Source organism: Pelagicoccus sp. SDUM812003 (assembly GCF_031127815.1).
GTDB lineage: Bacteria > Verrucomicrobiota > Verrucomicrobiia > Opitutales > Opitutaceae > Pelagicoccus.
In genome coordinates this window covers 189,611-207,409 of record NZ_JARXHY010000006.1, presented here as the reverse complement: position 1 = coordinate 207,409, position 17,799 = coordinate 189,611, and the positions used below count along the sequence as shown (strand labels likewise).

The 17,799-nt window shown below is 55.7% G+C and carries 12 protein-coding genes; 7 read left to right on the top strand and 5 right to left on the bottom strand.

Annotated elements, in window-relative coordinates; genetic code table 11:
- Nucleotides 1-148 precede the first annotated feature (148 nt).
- Together QEH54_RS10655 and QEH54_RS10650 are read left to right on the top strand one after the other, a co-directional pair.
- A complete protein-coding gene (locus QEH54_RS10655) occupies nt 149-1,033 on the top strand; it encodes a hypothetical protein (protein WP_309018656.1) in 885 nt (294 codons plus the stop codon).
- Nucleotides 1,030-1,887 (top strand): hypothetical protein, encoded by an 858-nt coding sequence (locus tag QEH54_RS10650; protein WP_309018655.1) that lies wholly within the window; start codon nt 1,030-1,032, stop codon nt 1,885-1,887. Before QEH54_RS10655 ends, QEH54_RS10650 begins: the two co-directional genes overlap by 4 nt.
- A gap of 289 nt (nt 1,888-2,176) precedes the next feature.
- On the opposite strand, the gene QEH54_RS10645 is transcribed toward QEH54_RS10650, so the two are convergent.
- From QEH54_RS10645 to QEH54_RS10625, 5 genes are all read right to left on the bottom strand, one after another.
- On the bottom strand, nt 2,177-3,724 hold the full coding sequence (locus QEH54_RS10645) for an alpha-L-arabinofuranosidase C-terminal domain-containing protein (RefSeq protein WP_309018654.1): 1,548 nt from the start codon (nt 3,722-3,724) through the stop codon (nt 2,177-2,179).
- Between the two features lie 111 nt (nt 3,725-3,835).
- Nucleotides 3,836-5,776, bottom strand: coding sequence for a glycoside hydrolase family 97 catalytic domain-containing protein (locus QEH54_RS10640; protein WP_309018653.1), 1,941 nt, complete (start codon nt 5,774-5,776; stop codon nt 3,836-3,838).
- A gap of 167 nt (nt 5,777-5,943) precedes the next feature.
- Nucleotides 5,944-8,538: a xylan 1,4-beta-xylosidase gene (gene xyl3A, locus QEH54_RS10635; protein ID WP_309018652.1), complete on the bottom strand. Its 2,595-nt coding sequence runs from the start codon at nt 8,536-8,538 to the stop codon at nt 5,944-5,946.
- A 204-nt stretch (nt 8,539-8,742) separates the two neighbouring features.
- Entirely contained in the window at nt 8,743-10,314 is a 1,572-nt protein-coding gene (locus QEH54_RS10630) for a glycoside hydrolase 43 family protein (RefSeq protein ID WP_309018651.1), read from the bottom strand.
- 55 nt (nt 10,315-10,369) lie between these two features.
- The gene (locus QEH54_RS10625) at nt 10,370-12,304 is read right to left on the bottom strand and encodes a glycoside hydrolase family 97 catalytic domain-containing protein (protein ID WP_309018650.1); all 1,935 of its coding nucleotides are present in this window, start codon (nt 12,302-12,304) and stop codon (nt 10,370-10,372) included.
- Between the two features lie 423 nt (nt 12,305-12,727).
- On the opposite strand from QEH54_RS10625, the gene QEH54_RS10620 reads away from it, so the two are divergent.
- The 5 genes from QEH54_RS10620 (at nt 12,728) to QEH54_RS10600 (ending at nt 17,789) form a co-directional block, all read left to right on the top strand.
- Nucleotides 12,728-14,602, top strand: a complete 1,875-nt coding sequence (locus QEH54_RS10620) for a hypothetical protein (protein ID WP_309018649.1) — start codon at nt 12,728-12,730, stop codon at nt 14,600-14,602.
- Between the two features lie 89 nt (nt 14,603-14,691).
- On the top strand, nt 14,692-15,471 hold the full coding sequence (locus QEH54_RS10615; protein WP_309018648.1) for a DUF3450 family protein: 780 nt from the start codon (nt 14,692-14,694) through the stop codon (nt 15,469-15,471).
- A complete protein-coding gene (locus QEH54_RS10610; RefSeq protein ID WP_309018647.1) occupies nt 15,468-16,895 on the top strand; it encodes a MotA/TolQ/ExbB proton channel family protein in 1,428 nt (475 codons plus the stop codon). Before QEH54_RS10615 ends, QEH54_RS10610 begins: the two co-directional genes overlap by 4 nt.
- Entirely contained in the window at nt 16,873-17,391 is a 519-nt protein-coding gene (locus QEH54_RS10605) for a MotA/TolQ/ExbB proton channel family protein (RefSeq protein ID WP_309018646.1), read from the top strand. The genes QEH54_RS10610 and QEH54_RS10605 overlap by 23 nt, the downstream gene beginning before the upstream one ends.
- Nucleotides 17,388-17,789 carry a biopolymer transporter ExbD gene (locus QEH54_RS10600; protein WP_309018645.1) on the top strand — a complete coding sequence of 134 codons (402 nt, stop codon included), beginning with the start codon at nt 17,388-17,390 and terminating at the stop codon, nt 17,787-17,789. The genes QEH54_RS10605 and QEH54_RS10600 overlap by 4 nt, the downstream gene beginning before the upstream one ends.
- Nucleotides 17,790-17,799 lie beyond the last annotated feature (10 nt).

Genomic DNA, 17,799 nt, shown 5'->3' with positions numbered 1-17,799 from the left:
GTTTCTTCCCCCCACCGCCACAAGCAACGGTATATGTGAAAATGTAGCAGCGGTCACAAGAATCAGCTCGTCGTTAGCGACGGGGTACCAGACAAAACCAAGGATCCGTGCCCACCTAGAACTCGGTGGCCCTGTTGGATCGCTGCCTGTGAAGGTTCGGGCATTTGGTCCGGGAACCATTGCAATACCTGAGATAACCGCTTCGGTTTTAGATACCTCAGTGACCATCCCGTATACTCCTACGTCCGGCAATTTGGCCGATTCAGTAAAATTCTATGATCACACCGCGAGCGGGAGTGAATTCGAAATCGAATGGCAGATAAAAATCGGCGATTCCGACTGGTTCAACGCAAAGACTACCAAGCATACGGTTTATCTCACCAGGGCTCAACCGAAAGCCTCCGGCAGGCAAGAGTCCCTATTTTACCTCGGATGCAAAAATGCTGACGGACAGACCACGGAAGCGGGAATGATCTCAGAGATATGGAATGAATTCACTGATTGGGATGTTCGAAAAAGAGGCGGCTCTTCTGGAATGACGTACTGGGGTGACATTCCCTTAGGTCCTGACGGGAAAGCATTGGAGCAATGTACAAACTTCGACTACCTTATATCCGAAGAGGACGGAACATGTGAGGCTTGGGCACAACTCTTCATCGAAATTCTACGAGCACAAGGTACAACTTCGCCCAAATTGGCTGTCATCACCCCTAAGAACGTAACCAACCCAGATTTGAACGGTCAATTCCTGCTGATAAGAAACTGGACCTCTAATCCTTCGTGGCAAGCGCTGGACAGGATTCCAGCCCAAAGTAATACCGATTCTCCAGCCTCTTTCGACAATCACGCGATTGTGAAAATCGGAACGACCCTCTACGATCCCTCCTACGGTCGGAGTTTTGGCTCTGAAAATGCCCATGAGAACGCGGCTTTCGCAGGGTTTACTTACCTAAATTCGAGCGGAACCCAAGTGACTGCCACAAATGCTTCTTCAGTTCAACAAGCCCAGTACGACACCGTAACCTATCCATGAACCCCCTACTGCCCACACTTTTAATTTTTGTACTATCGCTCTCATTCATGGAGTTCCTGCACGGAGAAATCGTTTTTCGTAATCAAACACCATTCGAGGCGGATATCATAGTCCAAATATCGTCTTCCACTGTGACACAGAAGCGCAAAGCAATGGATATATCCGAAGGTCCGTCCGGAGAAATCGAAAGAAGTTACCGCGACCTTCCACCGCAAGAGGTAATAAGAATTGCGTATACACTCAGTCTCTCCCATAATAGAGGTGAATCCGAAATTGTAGCCGAGTGGGATTTCTACAACAACCCGGGCCTTGCTAGAAACTCGATCTTGTTCCAAGCATTTGACACTGCCTACGACGGTGAGAACCTATATGTAGCCGCCGTGAAGGGGACAGAAATATTTGTCGAAACGTTTGAGCGAATAGAGGAATCTCAGGGTACTCGATGGGACTCCCGTAAAAAGGTGGATTTGGGTACTACACTCGACCTTCCAAAAACATTTCAGTTCGCAAAACTGCCCAACGGCCAGACCGACACCAGCCGAATCCAGTTGGGATCGTCGACCATAACGTGGTCGGAACTCAGTGAAGATGAAGCCAAGAACGTCGCATTAACCGCTTTGAGCGGGGAGAGTTCAATGGAGCAGGAAACTCCAACCTCGACACCTCCCCCCCCCGATGACCAGCCCGCAGAGCACTCCCAACCACTTCGTACCGACACCCCCGAAGCATCACCGCAATCAGAGCCCCAACCTGCGGGATCCAACAAAGGAGCGGGATATTGGTCAATTGCCGCATTCGTCATCATCGCAGCTGCCATTCTCCTTTTCGCAATCCGAAAGTTCGCTCAGAGATAGTCACAACTCAACCGCAGTCGAGGATGGGCGAACTAATGGGATCACGTGCTTACTGATCTATCCTAATCAAAGGCCAGGCCGAAGACCGCCTTCGCCGATGGCGGCATTCACACTATTGGCTAGCACCAGCAAGAGTAATGCTTTGAGGCAATGTCCGGACCACAGTTATCGTAACCTTGGAAATCGGAAACAATTCAATGGGCACCGTCGGAATCCTCGTAGGCAACAAGTAGATAAAACACTCTCTCGCCGACAGACGGGAGAGCACTGAACTAAACCGATCAGGTCCCTACTTCAGCGCGATTTCAATCTGCGTCAGCGAATGGGCCGGGAAGCTGTAGCGGATCGCGTTCTTCTTAACCGATACATTTTCTTCGCGGATCGTGACCGCCTCTTCCTCCGCTGTATTGGTAGCGTCGATACTGTCTCCAGTGACGGTACGAGCGATGGCCTTGCCGGTGTAGTCGCCTGACTGCAGTTCGATGTCAGCTTCCATGGCGTCCGTGTCGCTGCGATTTACCACATTGAGAAATACGGCGCCCTTCTCTTCGTTGAGCACTGCTGTCACATCGAGATAAGGAATCTCCTCGAAGAGCTCGTTGCTGTAGGTTTCGCCCTTCGTATAAACATCCAGCGAAACGCCGCGACAGTTGTTGGAGTAAAGGGAGAACGGATAGTAGAGAGAAGTCTTGTAGCTGCCGTCTTCCGTGATGCCGGTCAGACTGGTGAGGAAGGTCAGGTTGGCCATTTTCACGATGTCGGCATTTCGAATAAAGGCATTCAGGTGCTGCGAAAGGAGCAGCGGGCCAGCCAGCGTATTGCCGCGGGCCCCATACTCGTCGAAGGAAATATAAACCTCGTGATCGCTCTCTGCCTTCGACTTGGCCTTCTCGATTAGCCCTTTGGTGATGACGATCTTTTCTTCGATATCCAATCCCAACGACATGGTGTCGGCGAAGGTGGGCTCCTCCAGAGCGCGGAGGGCCTGCGTGGCGTAGCGGTGCAAGGAGATGTAGTCGATATCCTCATACATCTGATCGAGAATGTAATCATTCCAATCGATCCAGCCATCATCGGGATCGTAAGTAGTGGTCACCAGTGGATAGAGAGACGAACCGGAGGCGATAAGTTTGATGTCCTCGTCCACCATTTTCATCACCTTGGCGGCTTCCGTGGCGAAGCGCACATACTCCTCCTTGGTCTTGTAGCCGATCTGCCAGGGACCATCCGCCTCATTCCCAAGTCCCCAATACTTCACGTCAAACGGTTCGGGGTGGCCATACTCCGCTCGCAGGTCTGCGTAGTACGTACCCACGGGAGCATTACAATACTCGACCCAGTTGCTGGCGTCGTCGATGGTACCCGAGCCTGCGTTGATGCAAATGAAATCCTCAGCTCCTACCAGCTTGCTGAACGCGACGTATTCGTCCGTTCCCATCTGATTGCTTTCCGGTCGGGTGCGCGAGCGGTCGAGCTTTGTCGGACGCTGGTCCTTGGGACCGATGCCGTCCTCCCAGTTGTAGCCAGACACGAAGTTGCCGCCCGGCCAGCGAATGACAGGCACTTGCAGATCCCGCACTTGCTCGATGTATTCCTTGCGGAACCCATTTTCGTCGGAGTTGGGAGAGTCCGGATCGTAGAGCGTTCCGTAGACCACCGGGAAGCGACCGAGCGGCTCAAGGAAGCTTCCGTAAATCTTGGGGTCGATTTCGTCGACGGTACGATCGAGGTCGATTTTGATTTTTGCAGGCTCGGCAACGAGCAGCGTTCCCGCTGTCAAACTCGACAGAAGAAAAAGGGATAGAGTTGGTTTTAGCAATTTCACTGGGGTATTCATTTTTTGGGGTTAACTGTCTGTAGGCCGGGGCGCTGACCCGGCTTGCTCAACGAGATGGCGGGTCAGCGCCCCGCCCTACATTGATTGGAGATAATTCGACAACATCGACCGCTAGCGATTCGGTTCGAGAACAGCTGCGAAACCGCCTCGGCGCAACAGGTCCAGGTCGAGTTCGCTTTCGCTCGTCACCACATGGTAAGTCGTCGCAAAGGCTTTGTCGTGCTTTCCGTCAGCGATGAGGGTCAGTCGGTACGACTCTCCCTCCGGCAGGAAATCAAACGGAAGCGAGATCGACTTTGGCTCCCATTCGCCGTTGATGCCGCCGACGTACCACTCCTCGCCCTTGCGACGAGCGATGATCGCGTCCTTGCCTGGGTAGCCGGCAATGAACTTGGTATCGTCCCAGGCGACCGGCACGCGCTTCAGAAACGAACGCGGAGCATCGGGAAGCTCATAGTACCCCTCTGGACGATCGGCAAAGTGCTGTATGGCCGATTCGAATACCACGCTAAGAGCGAGCTCGTGGCCGTAGGAAGTCAGGTGCGGATGTTGCGAGTTGGTGAAAGTAGTTGGCGTGTAGTCCATAGCCCCGATCACGTTGCGGGTGAATGGCAGCGTGGCATTGTGCTGAGGCGCGGTGGTCGTGAGCTCCGGCGTGTTGTTGTACCACTCCGCCCCGCGAACGCCTTCATAGGTCATGAGGTTGGGATAGGTGCGAGCCCAACCGCGCGGCACTAGGCATCCGTGAAAATAAACTAGCATCTCGAATGCCGCCGCGTCCTCCACGATATCGAGATAGTAGTCGATCATGTGCTGCTTTTCGCTTTCGAAGAAATCAACCTTCACCCCGACGATACCCATTTCATTGAGCTTGGTGAACTCCTCTACCCGGTTCTCGTGGGTGAGCATGCGATCCTTTGGCGTAGCAGGCACCCATGTATGATCGCCCCCAGAGTTGTACCAAATGAGCGGCTTCACTCCGATCGATTTGATGTATTCGACCGCGTCATACAAGTCGCCCCCATTGCCCATGGCGTCCCACTCCCAATCGAGCAAGGTGTAGGGCCAGCCCATGCTAGCGGCTAGGTCGGCAAAATCGCAAACCACCTGAAAGTCCTTGGTTCCATGGTTGTCGGACCAATAGTTCCATGACGCCGCTCCCGGCTCGATCCAATCGGTATCCGCAAGGGCGTTGGGAGTCGCCACATCATCGATCAAAGTGGACTCCACCAAATCGCCCAACTCGCCCAAAATGATCACGCGCCAGGGCGACTTCCAGGGCAACTCGATTGTGGGCTGCGATTCCCCCACTCCGCGAGCATCGCCGGGGTTTGGGAAAACCAGATCGTAGCGCGACGCGTCCTCTAGATTGCTCAGCTTGGTGCCGCAATAGCTACGCAGCACATCCGACTCGTGCAAAAGAAACCAGGGGCCTTCTTCGCTAGTCTGGAAGAGAGCGGGATAGCACCACTCCTGCTGTTCAGTGGCGCTCTGCTCCAGATACAGGCCTTCGTTCGCCGGGTTCCACTTCTGCAGCCAACGCTTGGCCTCCGCATCGATGGTGTAGGCGGTGCGTTCTTCCAGAACCACGTACTCGCCATCGTCCTCAGGAAATGAATACCGAAACGTCACCCCGTCATCGTAGGCTCTTACCACCAGCTCCATGGGAGAGCCGTCAGCGTTTTCGAGAGTGAAGGTTCGCTCGTTGGCGACGTTGCTACACTCGGAGCGCTTGCCGTGTATGGCGGTGTAGCTCTCTTCGATAAACTGCGGCTCGCCGGCCGCTTTCAGCGTGAGCCTCTCGACGAAACTCTGGTCCTCGCGAACCAAGCCGAGGTCGACCCGCGGAATGGCGATTGTTCGCTCGCCATCCTGCATGTAGGCTATTTCCAAATACCAGCTACTCGCTTCGCCAGAGGCGTCGCTGAGCAACGTGGCTTCGATTTTCTCGTTAGGCGAGATCACCCGATTCGCTTGGGCGTGAGCGGTGACGAAAAAGAGAAGAGAGAGACTGCAAAGAGCAGAGCGAGAGAAGATCGCTTTGAGGGTCATAGGCTGGGGCGTTGTTGAAGGGTGATGGGACTGAGCGTGCCCGGAGGTTTTCTCCTCGCTTCGCACGTCGAGTGTCGCTCTGCTCGGTACGCGCCACCTTTGGTTCTGGTGGAACGCGACCTCCGGGCTCGTTCATTTGGAATAGGTTAGAATCTTATCTCACCATGCTAGAGCAAGGTCACTTTGGTCGTTTTGAGGTCTTTGGCGTCGGAGCTCGAGCCGTAGAAAATCTCGTACTCGCCCGGCGTGATCGCCATGCCGCGCTGCTCCCAACTGTAGAATTCGAAGGACGATGGTGGCAGCTCGATGGTGGCCTTGCTGCTTTTGCCAGCGGCCACTTCCACGCGGGCGAAACCTTTCAGGGTTTTGATAGGACCATCGACGTCATCGATCTTGCGTACGTACACCTGCACGATCTCCAGACCGTCGCGTTCGCCGACATTGCGAACCGGAATGGTGAGCGTCACGGAGTCGCTGGTAGTTAGTTTCTTCTTACTCAACTTGGCGGTACCGATTTCGAAATCAGTATAGCTCAGTCCGTATCCAAATGGATAGAGCGCGTCTTCCATGTAGCGGTAGGTTCGCCCTTCCATGGTATAGTCTTCGAAGTCCTTCAACTGGTCAGAGCTCTTGTAGAAGGTGACGGGCAACTTGCCGGATGGATTGTAGTCGCCGAACAATACATCGGCGATGGCCTGTCCACCCGACTCGCCAGCGTACCAAGCCTGCAGGATAGCGTCGCAGGTTTCGGTTTCCGGAGTGAACGCCATAGCGGATCCGGAGCAGTTGACGAAGACAACCTTCTTGCCCGCCTCCTTGAGCGCTTTCAGGCAGTTTCGCTGCACGGAGGGAAGATCGATATTGGTGCGGTCGCCGCCCTTGAATCCTGGATACGACACCGGCATTTCCTCGCCTTCCAGCTGGCCGGAAAGGCCGCCCACGAAGACCACCGTTTCGATGCCCTCCAGCTTTCGAAGGAGCTCGGTGTAGTCGACATCCACCTCCCTGCCGAAATTGAATTCGATGTTGGCCTGCCAGTTCTCGAGCTGGGCGTAGCGGATCTCGATCTTGTACGTTTCGCCCGCTTCGACCTGGAAGGGAATGCGCGAGGGCAAAGTGCGCCAGTTGCGATAGGTCTGAATGCTCTCGCCGTTCACCACCAGCTCGAAGAATCCAGTGGCTCCGCCCTTGAAGACGATTTCCTCGGAAACCGAGGGCACGAATTCGGTTTCATACAGAGCGGAGAATCCTTCCAGCCTAACACCGGAAGCGAACTGATGCTGGCCAGCGGTGGTCTTCTTGAGCGGATTGACGATCTGGTCGACCGCTACTGGCTCGCCGCTGCGATCCGGGTTGTTCCAATAGGTCGCCTTGAAGCCTGGCTTTCCTTCGAATGAGGCTTGGGCGAAGTAGGTTTCGGTCACCTTGTCTTCCACCAGGTCACAACCCTTGTCGTAGAAGATCTGGTCGGCTTCGAGCTTGGTCTTGATACCGTCGAGGATGGTGATGGTGCGTACCGGAGTGCCATTGTAGTTGCCCCAGAGCATCGGCTCGTCGTCGGCGTTCGGGCCGATGACGGCGATCTTGTCGGCAGACTTGGACAAGGGCAGGATATCGTTCTCGTTTCGCAGCAGGGTCAAGGTCTGGCGCGCCATGTCCAGGGCTAGCTGACGGTGCTTTTCGTTGTTCAAAACATCCGGCGTGATCTGGGCCCACGGCACGATGGAGTCGTCATCCATATCGCCCAACTCGAAACGGCCGATCAGAGTGCGCATGAGGCTCTTGTCGATGTCCGCCTCGTCCAGCAGCTTGCGCTCCACCGCTTCGGGCAGCGTAGCAAAGGGATAGTTTTCCCAGATGCATTCCAAATCTGTGCCCGCTAGCACAGCCTTGGAAGCGGCGTGTACTGGATCCGAGGATACATTGTGCGTGGTGAAGAAATCAGCGATCGCTCCGCAGTCCGCTACCACGATGTGCTCATAGCCCCATTCCTCGCGAAGGATGCGCTGCAGCAAGCGACGGTTTCCGCAGCAGGGCTCGTCATCAAGTCGCTGGTAGGCGCACATGACTTGGCGAACGTCTGCTTCCTGCACCAAGGCCTTGAAGGCGGGCAAATAGGTTTCGTAAAGCAGGCGCGGGCTCACGTTGTTGAGGTTGAGCTCGTGGCGACTCCATTCCGGTCCGGAGTGCACCGCGTAGTGCTTGGCGCAAGCGAGCAGCTTGCGATACTTGGCATCCTCCGGCCCTTGCAAGCCCTTCACCACCTGCACGCCCATGCGGGAGGTCAGATAAGGATCTTCGCCGTAGGTCTCCTGGCCGCGGCCCCAACGCGGATCGCGAAAGATGTTCACGTTTGGGGTCCAAACCGAGAGGCTGAGGAAGCGCTTGTTTTCGTTTCCGGCATTGATCCACTCGTGGTACTTGGCTCGGCCTTCGGTCGACACCGCGTCGAAGATTTCGTACAACAGCTCGTCGTTGAAGGAGGCCGCCATGCCGACAGGTTCCGGGAAGACGGTGACGTTGTCGTTGTTGGCGTAGCCGTGCAGGGCCTCGCTCCACCAGTTGAAGCGCTTGATGCCGAGGCGCGGGATGGGCTCGGACTGGTCGCACATCAGGGCAGCCTTTTCCTCGAGCGTCAGACGGGAGATCAAGTCCGCCGCCCGCTCCTCGAAGCTGAGGTTCGGATCCTGAAACGGATATTGCTGGGCAAAAGCGCTCGCTGCAGCGAACGCGAATGCGAGAAGAGAAACTAGTTTCGTCATGATAGCCTATGGGGTATAAAAACTGTCTGGATAGCGACGCGAAGCCCCTACCCGGCTTGAATCAAAGATAGGTAAACCGAATTGCTTGGAAGGACCGCAGCGACAGTCCTTCAAGCAGGCTTAACGAAAACGGGCTTCGGAACCCGCCAAATTTTACAAGAGGGGCGACCGCCCCTCGTTTGCGCCACAAGAAAAGCCTCCGCCCTACTTGCTGAGACGGTCACCGATGCGGTAGAAATCGAAGTCTACCTGACCGCCGACTTGCTCGCTCGCCCAGTTGAACAAGCCAAATCGATAGCCCATGAAGTGCGGAAGCGTGTAGCGCATCTGCAGCGGCTCGCCGATGCGATTCCAGGACTTGCCGTCAAGACTGTAGAAAAAGTAAGCCTTGTCCGCCCGGTCGCGGAAGTCGCATTCGATTTTGAAGAAAACCGACTTCTTTTTCAGCGGGATGGTTGCCAGGACCTCTGGCTCGTCTTCCTGAGCCCGCACCATCACAATGGAACGCTCGCCGTCCTCCTGCTTTACGCCCACGTATCCAAAATGACGTTGCAGGGCGATGAGGCCCGCAGTGTCGCCGTCTTTCATTTTCGAAACGTCGAGCTTGGTCTCCGCCGAACTGATCGGTCCGAAGGTCCGCTGCGTCAGCATGTTTCTGGCATGCAGCACATCGTCGTCCACGCGAAGGGTTTCCAATCGCAGATGCCCCTTGCGCTCGCCGATGGACCACTTGTCGTTCACTGGATTGTGATTCCACTGCCAAGCAAGCGGCAGTTCCGCTCCCGGCTTGCGATCAAACTCGTCCGAAGCCACAATGTTGGAAAGCCCGTCCTCCGTGTCCTCGATATCCAAGACAATGGGAGCCTTGCCGTCTTCGCCTAGCACCGGCCAGCCGTCTTCCCACTTCACCGGGACCAGCCACGGGCTACGACCTACGGCGCCGTTGTCCTGAAAGAGAACAGCATACCAGTCGCCCTCCGGCGTATCGATCAGGCAGCCCTGAGCCACGCCTTTGTCCTGTAAGACCATGCGGCCCTCGTACGGTCCTTTGATCGATTTCGAGCGGTGCACGATCTGCGTGCGCATGCCGCCCTGTGGCCAGCAGATGTTCATGACATAGTACATGCCATCCTTCTTGAGCACTTGCGTACCCTCGGCGTGCAGCATGGCGTTGTCCGTAGCCACCTTTTCAGCGTGCTCGATCACCACTTCGTCGAAACCGCCTTCCTTGATTCCTGAAAGGTCGGGCTCCAGCTCGGTCAAACGAAGGTTTCCGCCCCCGAAGAGAAAGTACACCTTGCCGTCGTCGTCGAACACCAGCGAATGGTCATGCATGGACGGTTCGAAGGAGATTTCCTCCCACTCGCAGGCTTCGATATCATCCGTCTTGTAAATATGGGTACGCCCGCTTGTAGCGGAAAACGTGGATACGTAAAAGATACCATCGTGGTAGCGCAAACTGCTCGCCCACGAGCCGCGTCCATACGCGGAACGCTCCGTCTCCAAACGCAGGGCCTCGTTATCCGCCAACGTGTCGTAGGCATAGCCAAGCAACTTCCAATTGACCAAGTCCTTCGACCTCATGATCGGGACGCCGGGAGCCATGTGCATGGTGGTGCTGCTCATGTAGTAGGTGTCGTCCACGCGGATCACCGCCACGTCCGGCACGTCGGCCCAGATGAAAGGATTGGTGGCCTTTTCGGCGTTGAGAGAGATTGTTGCGAACACGCTACAGATGGCGAGGAGCAACAGGTTAAGTCGTTTTGCAGGGGTCATGATTCGAGTCGGGAATAGTGTATTTCTAAGACGCTAAGACGTGGCGTGCATCGAACTATTGATACAGGACTGCTCCATCGTTGGCCTGGAGTTCGATCGAAAAGCCTCCCTTTTCATCGATCTTCAGCTGAGAGAGCTCCGTTTCTCCGTCCTCTCCTTCATGAAGGTAGGAGAAGGACTCGCCCGCCAAAAACGGGGCGGACAGCTCCAGACGACGCGTTTCATCCTTGCCGTTGGTCGCCGCGACATACCAGTCGTCACCATGGCGGCGGGCCAGAACCGCGAAGTCGCCAGGAGCGCCCGCGATGTAGCGCGTTTCGTCCCAGATCACCGGAACTTGTCTCAAGAAATCAATGACGTGCTTGGGCTGCTCGTCCAAGTTGTTCGGCGTCAGACCGAAATGCTGCACCGGCGATTGAAACAGCACCGTAGTCGCCAGCTGAAACGCGTCCGTGGTCTTCCGAATAGTGCCGGAATCCTGGTCGCGCGAGAGGCGATCGTTCAACACCATCGGCCCGTAGTCGAAGGCAGCGACAGGATTCCGCACAAACGGGAAAATCGTGCTGCGGTGGGCCTCGCTATCGAGGAATCCTTGCGAGAAGACGAGATTCTCCGAAGCGGTGGCCGCTTCCGCTGTCATGAAATTTGGATACATGCGCTCCCAACCTCTGGGCAGCGTCGCTCCATGAAAGTTGAGGTGCAGTCCGTAGTCGTTGGCGTCGGTGAGGATATCCTCGTAGAGCTTCAAGGTCACCTGCTTGTCGCCGCCGAAGAAATCGACCTTCAGACCCTTCACGCCGATGGACTGCAGCCACTCCATTTCGTTTCGGCGAGCCGGAGCGTTGTCCATGATGTTGCGAGGCGTTTGCGGAGCATCGTTCCAGTTCCCGTTCGAATTGTACCAGAGCAGCACGTCGACTCCTTTCGAATTGGCTTCCTTCACCAGCGACTCCATGCGCTCTCGGCCGATGTTGGCATCCCAGAGGGCGTCGATCAGGATGTACTCGTACCCCATCTCTGCCGCCAGATCGATAAAGGTCCTCTGGTCTTCCAAGTTCATGCTGGGGTCCTGCCAGATAAGCCAGCTCCAAGTGGAACGGCCCGGTTGGTAGTCGATCGACGCCTCGTACAACGGCTCGACTACATCGGTGGAAACGGTCGACTCGACGATCGGCGCCAAAGTGGATCCTAGGGTGATGGTGCGCCAGGGTGTAAGCAACGGAAGCGGGGCGCTGACTGTCGTTTCGCCGATGCCTCCATTTTCGTCCGGCTCCGGAAACGCGATCGTGTAAAGCCCTTCAGAAGTCGGGTCGGACAATCTCGTTCCCGCGTAGCGACTGCTGGTCCCCGTCTCAGATACGAGCGCCCAGCCGTTATCTCCCAAGCGAAACAAAGCGGGGAAGGTAAAACCCAGACCTCGCGGCGATTCGCGATCGACCGGAACATCGATCAAATACCCTTCCTCGTAGCTGGGCTTGGTGCCCATCCATCCCTCATTCGCTGGCGATTGCCAGGTCACGTACGCCCGAGCGGAATCAGGGAAATCGAAACCAGTCGCTTCCTCAAGGACGGTCACCCGAGTCTGGCTCTCGTCTCCACTGATTCGATAAGCGAAGGCCACATCGGAATCGCTCACTCGAACCAACACTTCCATCTGAGCGCCCTCGGCATTCTCGAAGCGAGCGACCATCTCGTTGGCGAGATAGTCGACCTCCCGCACCTTTCCATGCGGCAACGAGTAGCTCTCTGAAACTTCCCGACGCTCCACCCCTTTGGCGATCAAGCCCAAGGAGAAGCTCCCGATGCTCGTCTCCAGCCCCAGCGGCGAAGGCTCCAAAACCTGAACGCCGTTCAACTCGATCTGGTAGCTCGGTCGTCCGTGGTCATCCAGGTCGATCTCGACGCGTATCGAGCCATCCGGGCTGGTTTCTTCCTGCGCCATGACGAGCGAAGAAAATGCCAAAAGAAAATAAAGGGGCAGTCGTCTCATAATCTGAATCTCTCCGTTGAGGGGGATCAAAAAGACCAGCATCGAGCTGTTCGAGCGAAAGTCAGGTTTTCATTTAGGATATTGTGAATATAACCTAGGTCATAACAGCCCTATTCGCTGGCGCAGAGAACCCCAAAAGAAAGCGTCTGTACAATTTCAGCCCACCCTCAACATGAGCCGAAAACCTCCGCGACCCTTCCCAATTCTATAAGGGGAAATAGAATTGATATATCTAAATATATACCGCCTCGGAGTTTACAAGAGACGCGACCTATAAAGAATACTACGAGCGATGCTGGGAGCTAAGCTCAAGCAAGCGAACCCACTGTTTACCCTACCCCATGAGACAGATCACGAAACGGTCTCTTCGATAGAACCCGCAACCGACGCCTTCAGCGCTGTATGTCAAAAAGGATCCAACCTATGAAACGCAACAAAGAAAACTGCCGCACCCCTATCACGCCCTTCTCACTTGCGCTGTGCCTGCTCGCCGCTCCCATCCACGGACTGCTCGGCCAGAATACCCAAGAGACGCACGACGACGCCTGGTTTGACAACGCCCTGCGCGAACAGCAGTCCGACGAGTCGCAAGTCGAAGGCAGCAAAGCCGTTTTTCAGCCCCAGCAATCCCCCGAAAAGGCCTACTTTGCCATTCTGAAGGAGTACCGACGCACCCCTGAATCGAATCTCACCAAACGCATCGAGCTCTCTAGGCGAGCGGTCGGTCTGTTGCCCGAGAAAGCCCAGGACCTGAAAGCCGAACTACAGAAGCTCCAAGCGCTCGAGAGTGAGATCATGCAAGCGCTGGCTGGCGTTTCACAATCCGAGCGTGTTAGCGAAAACCTGCGCTCACTGTCAGCCTTCAGCCAATATCTGAACCGCGATCTCGCTCTCAATCAAAGGCTCCGCGAAAGCTCCATCATTCCGAGACTCCAAGAGGAGATCACCAAGGCAGTCGACGCTCACAACCAAGCTAAGATCGATTCCATTCGCGAGGCGATTGATTCGTCCGGACTCACCCCCTCCATCGGCGATGCTGTTGAACAGGCCGTTTACGCCGCGAGCGATACTCTCATCATCGACAAATGGAAGGCAGCTGTCGCCGGAGCGTCACCTCTCAGAGGCGAAGCCTTTCTGGTGAAGAGAGCCCTCCGTCAGCCCGATGCCCACCTCGGGCTGTCCATCCAGGTCGAGGATCACCAAGATCCCCGACTCGACAAAGCCATCCGCGACAGTTTGGCCCGCAAGGCTGGGGATCGCATCGTCGCCGCGACGTCGACTCAGGAAGCGGATCTTTCACTCAATGTGAAAATCGATCAGTTCGACCGGAGCGAAACCATTGAAGAGAAAACGGTCTCCTCCACCATTCCCGGCGGGATCGAAGAAACTGAAAACCCTGAATTTGTCGGCCTGCTGGCGAAGTACGAAAAACAGGCCAAGCGATACCAGAAGCTCTATGCCCAATGGGAAATCGACCACCAGAATTGGATCGACGACTACGATGGAGGCGACAGGGCCAGCGGCCCTCTTGGAGTAAATACGCTCGAAGACACCTCTCACGACGATTATTTAGCGAAGGCCGCAGAGGAGAATCCGAACGGAATCGGCGGTTCCTATGCGGAACGACAGTCTATGATTTTGGCTCAAAAACATATAGAGGGCGGCAAACCAACCAACCCCAACGCCCCTCAACCGCCGATGCCAATCCACCTAGACACCCTTGCTCTGGTCTACCAGACCCCAAGTACGCTCATCAGCGAAGAAGAGCCGACCGAGTACGATTACTTGAAGCAGCATGTCGTCACTACCTTTCAAAGCGACGCCACCCTCTCCTTGGAAACCGCAGCAGGTGGACCCTCTCAGAGCGACTCAGTGCAACTCCAACGCGAACGCGAGTGGACTCGCAATCTCAACTACGACCGCCGAGACCCGAGCGTCGACTCAGGCGACTATTCGGAAGAAGCCGTAAAATCGAGCGAGGATCTGTTCTATCTCGAATTCGCTTCCGCCTGCGCCAACAAACTGGAGACGCTCATGCAGTCGGCTGGGGATCATTATCTTGAAAGAGCTGCACAGACAGGTGACTTGCAGACGCTTATCCTTGCTCTCTCCCTCAAAGCGAGCTTCAGCGAATTCGAACTTTCGGAAACGGAACGCCTTCATCTGAAAGAAGCGGCCACAGATCCTTCCATCAGCCCAGAAACGCTTCGGAAGGAGCTCTTGGCAAGCGTGGCTGCGAGCGCCCTCAAAGATTCGCCTGAGCTCCAACAAAAGGCCATCGAGATGATTCGACTCTAGTCTGATAGCTTCGAACGTCGACCCGCTTCTCAGCCCGTTGCAGCCCCCGGCAACTGGCCTCCTAGCCTCCAATCGCGATTCCCATCCCTATGCCCATTCTCAAATCCGCGAGTAGCCTCCTGCTCGCTCTCGCAATTCTCGCGCCTGCCCTGCTCCCAGCTACCGAGCTCGACCAACTCAAGCAAAAGACCGACAAATGGATCGATCTCCGCACCAGACTTGCTGAAGAAAAGGCTGCTTGGAGGACCGACAAGGAGGTGCTGAAAACCTCTATCGAAACCCTGCAGTCCAGCCTCAGCTCCGCCGAGGAGAGCCTTGCGTACTACCGACACTCGATCGAAGAGCTCGAAGAGCGGACCTCGGCCGCTCGGCTCAAGGAAAGCGCCCATAGCGAGCTCGGCCAGCAAATCGCCCAGCGCATCGACGGCTACGAGCAGCGACTCCAAGCCTTGAGCGAGCGATTGCCCGACCCCCTGAAGGATAAGCTGCGAAGCCTGCTCGCAAAAATCCCAGGCGAGTCCGAGCAAAACGTTCCCCTGCCAAACCGCCTGCAAAACGTGGTCGCCATCATGACCACCATCGACGAATTCAATCAAAGCCTCACTCTCTCCCACTCCATCCGCTCAGTCGACGATGGAAATACGATCGAAGTGAGAGCTCTCTACTGGGGACTCTCCCACGGATTCGCGACTGACCTGACCGGGGAACGAGCCTGGCTGCTCAAGCCTGATCTGGATGGATGGCAATGGATCGACTTCGATGAAAGCAGCCCCGCGATTAAGCGCATCTTCCACGTCTACGACAAGCTCGAGGACCCGATAGCAGTCAGCGTGCCCTTCCAAATTGATCTTGGAGAACGTCAGAAATGAGTCACCCCACCTCTGTCGTCCTCACGCTCGCCTCGCTCGCGCTGCTCCCAATCGCTCACTCGCAGTCGGCAAACTACGAGAAACTGCTCGCCGACCGAGATCAGCGCATCGAGGAAGCCCTCCAAGACTATCAAGCCTTCCTCAGCGAGATCGGCGACGAAAGGCTCGAGCTCGTCTCGGAAATAAATCGACTCGAAAACCTTTTGGTCAAACGACGAGACGAGCGGACCAAGGCTCAACGCTCCGCGGAAACGCTGCAAATCGATCTCGAGCGCATCAACCAACGCATCAGCGAAATGGATACACAGCTGCAGTACAACAGTGGCGTTCTATCCGAATACTTGAACAACTTCGAAAGCCGACTTCATATCGCCGAGGACCAACGGCACCGAGAGCCTCTCTTCAAAATCCGCACTGAACTCGATTCTGTAGACGACCTGCCAGAGAATCGCATACCGATATTCTTCCAAGCCATTGACGCCGGCATCGAGCGACAAGAGGCTCTGCTAGGCGGGCTTCCATTCGAAGGCAGGGCGATCACACCTACCGGAGGCGTCAAGGATGGCACGATCCTTGTCCTCGGACCGACGGCCTATTTTCACTCGGCCGGCGGTTCGCATACCGGCTTCCTGGAGTTCAACCCAGGCACCATCGAACCTCGACTGAAGCCATTTCCATCGGATTTCAACGAAGAGGTCTCTCAACTGTTTTCCACCGGAAAAGGCTCTCTGATCGTCGACGCATCTCAAGGGAAAGCCAACTTGTTGAAAGAAGCGAAAGGCTCTGCTCTCCAGCACCTCGCCAAAGGCGGCTGGGTCGGCTACGCTATTCTCGCTCTTGGGGGCCTGTCTCTGCTTGTCGCCATTCTAAAAATGTTCGATCTGCGCGCCACCACCATCGACCTGACAGCAGACCCTCGTTCTGTAGCGAAATCGTCAATACAGGATGATAGCCATGTCGCCGAAGACTCGATCTCTGACGTCAAAGGTCCTGTGCGAAAGGTGCTTTCGACAGGAATCGAATTCGCAAAAGCCGGACCCGAGCTAGCCCTGGAGGCTATGGAAACGGTCATCGTGCAGCAGCGCCCACGCCTGCAGCGATTTCTCCCCTTCCTCGCCACCACCGCTGCAGTCGCTCCACTCATGGGCCTGCTAGGGACCGTTGTCGGCATGATCAAGACCTTCACCTTGATTGAAGTATTCGGTACCGGCGATGCAAAGTCGCTTTCCTCCGGCATTTCCGAAGCTCTCATCACTACGGAGCTCGGCCTGATCGTCGCCATACCCGCCCTCGTTCTTCATGGTGTATTCAGTCGCATGATGCGCAGTCGCATCGCGGCGATGGAAGACGTTGCAGATGTTTTTGGTCGTCAACTGTCCAAGGAGAAAGCGCTTTCAGCAGATGATCAACGAACTCGAGTTTAGCAGACTTTGGGACACGGTTCTCAGTGGCGGCCCGATCATGATACCGCTCGCCATCCTCTCCCTCCTTCTCTATCGGAACGCCATCGGACTGCTGCGCTTCGTATCAAAGATCAAGATACAGGAAGCGATTGAGAAATACGCCACCTCGGAACCGAGAGACGCCATCATCGCTTTTCGCGAAAGGTTCACCCACCTAATCGCCCGCCAACTCAAGTACGCCAACGTACTCATCGTAGCCGCTCCGCTGCTAGGCCTTTTGGGAACGGTGATCGGAATGCTGGAGACCTTCAAGGGCATCGGCGCTGAAGCAGGAGTCGACACCACGCAAGCGGTAGCCGATGGCGTAAAAGTCGCTCTCATCACCACCCAAACCGGTCTCATGATTTCCATCGTTGGCATCTTCTACACCCAGCTCGTTTCGCGCATCGCTCGCGGTATCGAGCAGAAGCTCGCCGCGTTCGAGCTGCAAACCATGAGACAGACGATTCATCGATGAGCAGAGCCCGAGAAAAGTACGATTCGGATGAAAAGGTGGATATCAATCTATCCCCTATGATCGATTGCATCTTCATCCTGCTTATCTTCTTCATCGTAACTACCGTCTTTGTGGAGGAGTCGGGAATCGAAGTGAACAAACCTCAGGCTGCCTCCACCCAAGCGCTCGACAAGAATTCCATTCTTATCGCCATCTCCGCAGACGACCGAGTCTACTACGGCGGCGAGGAAATCGGCGTATCTGGAGTCCGTCCACGTATCCAAAGAATACTCACTACGGAAGAGAGCGGCGTCATCATACAAGCGGATTCCGGCACGAGTCACGGAGCGTTCGCCCGCGTGTACGGAGAGGCCAAGGCAGCCGGAGCCAAGAACATCCACTTCGCCACCAAACAGTAGAAGCAAGCGG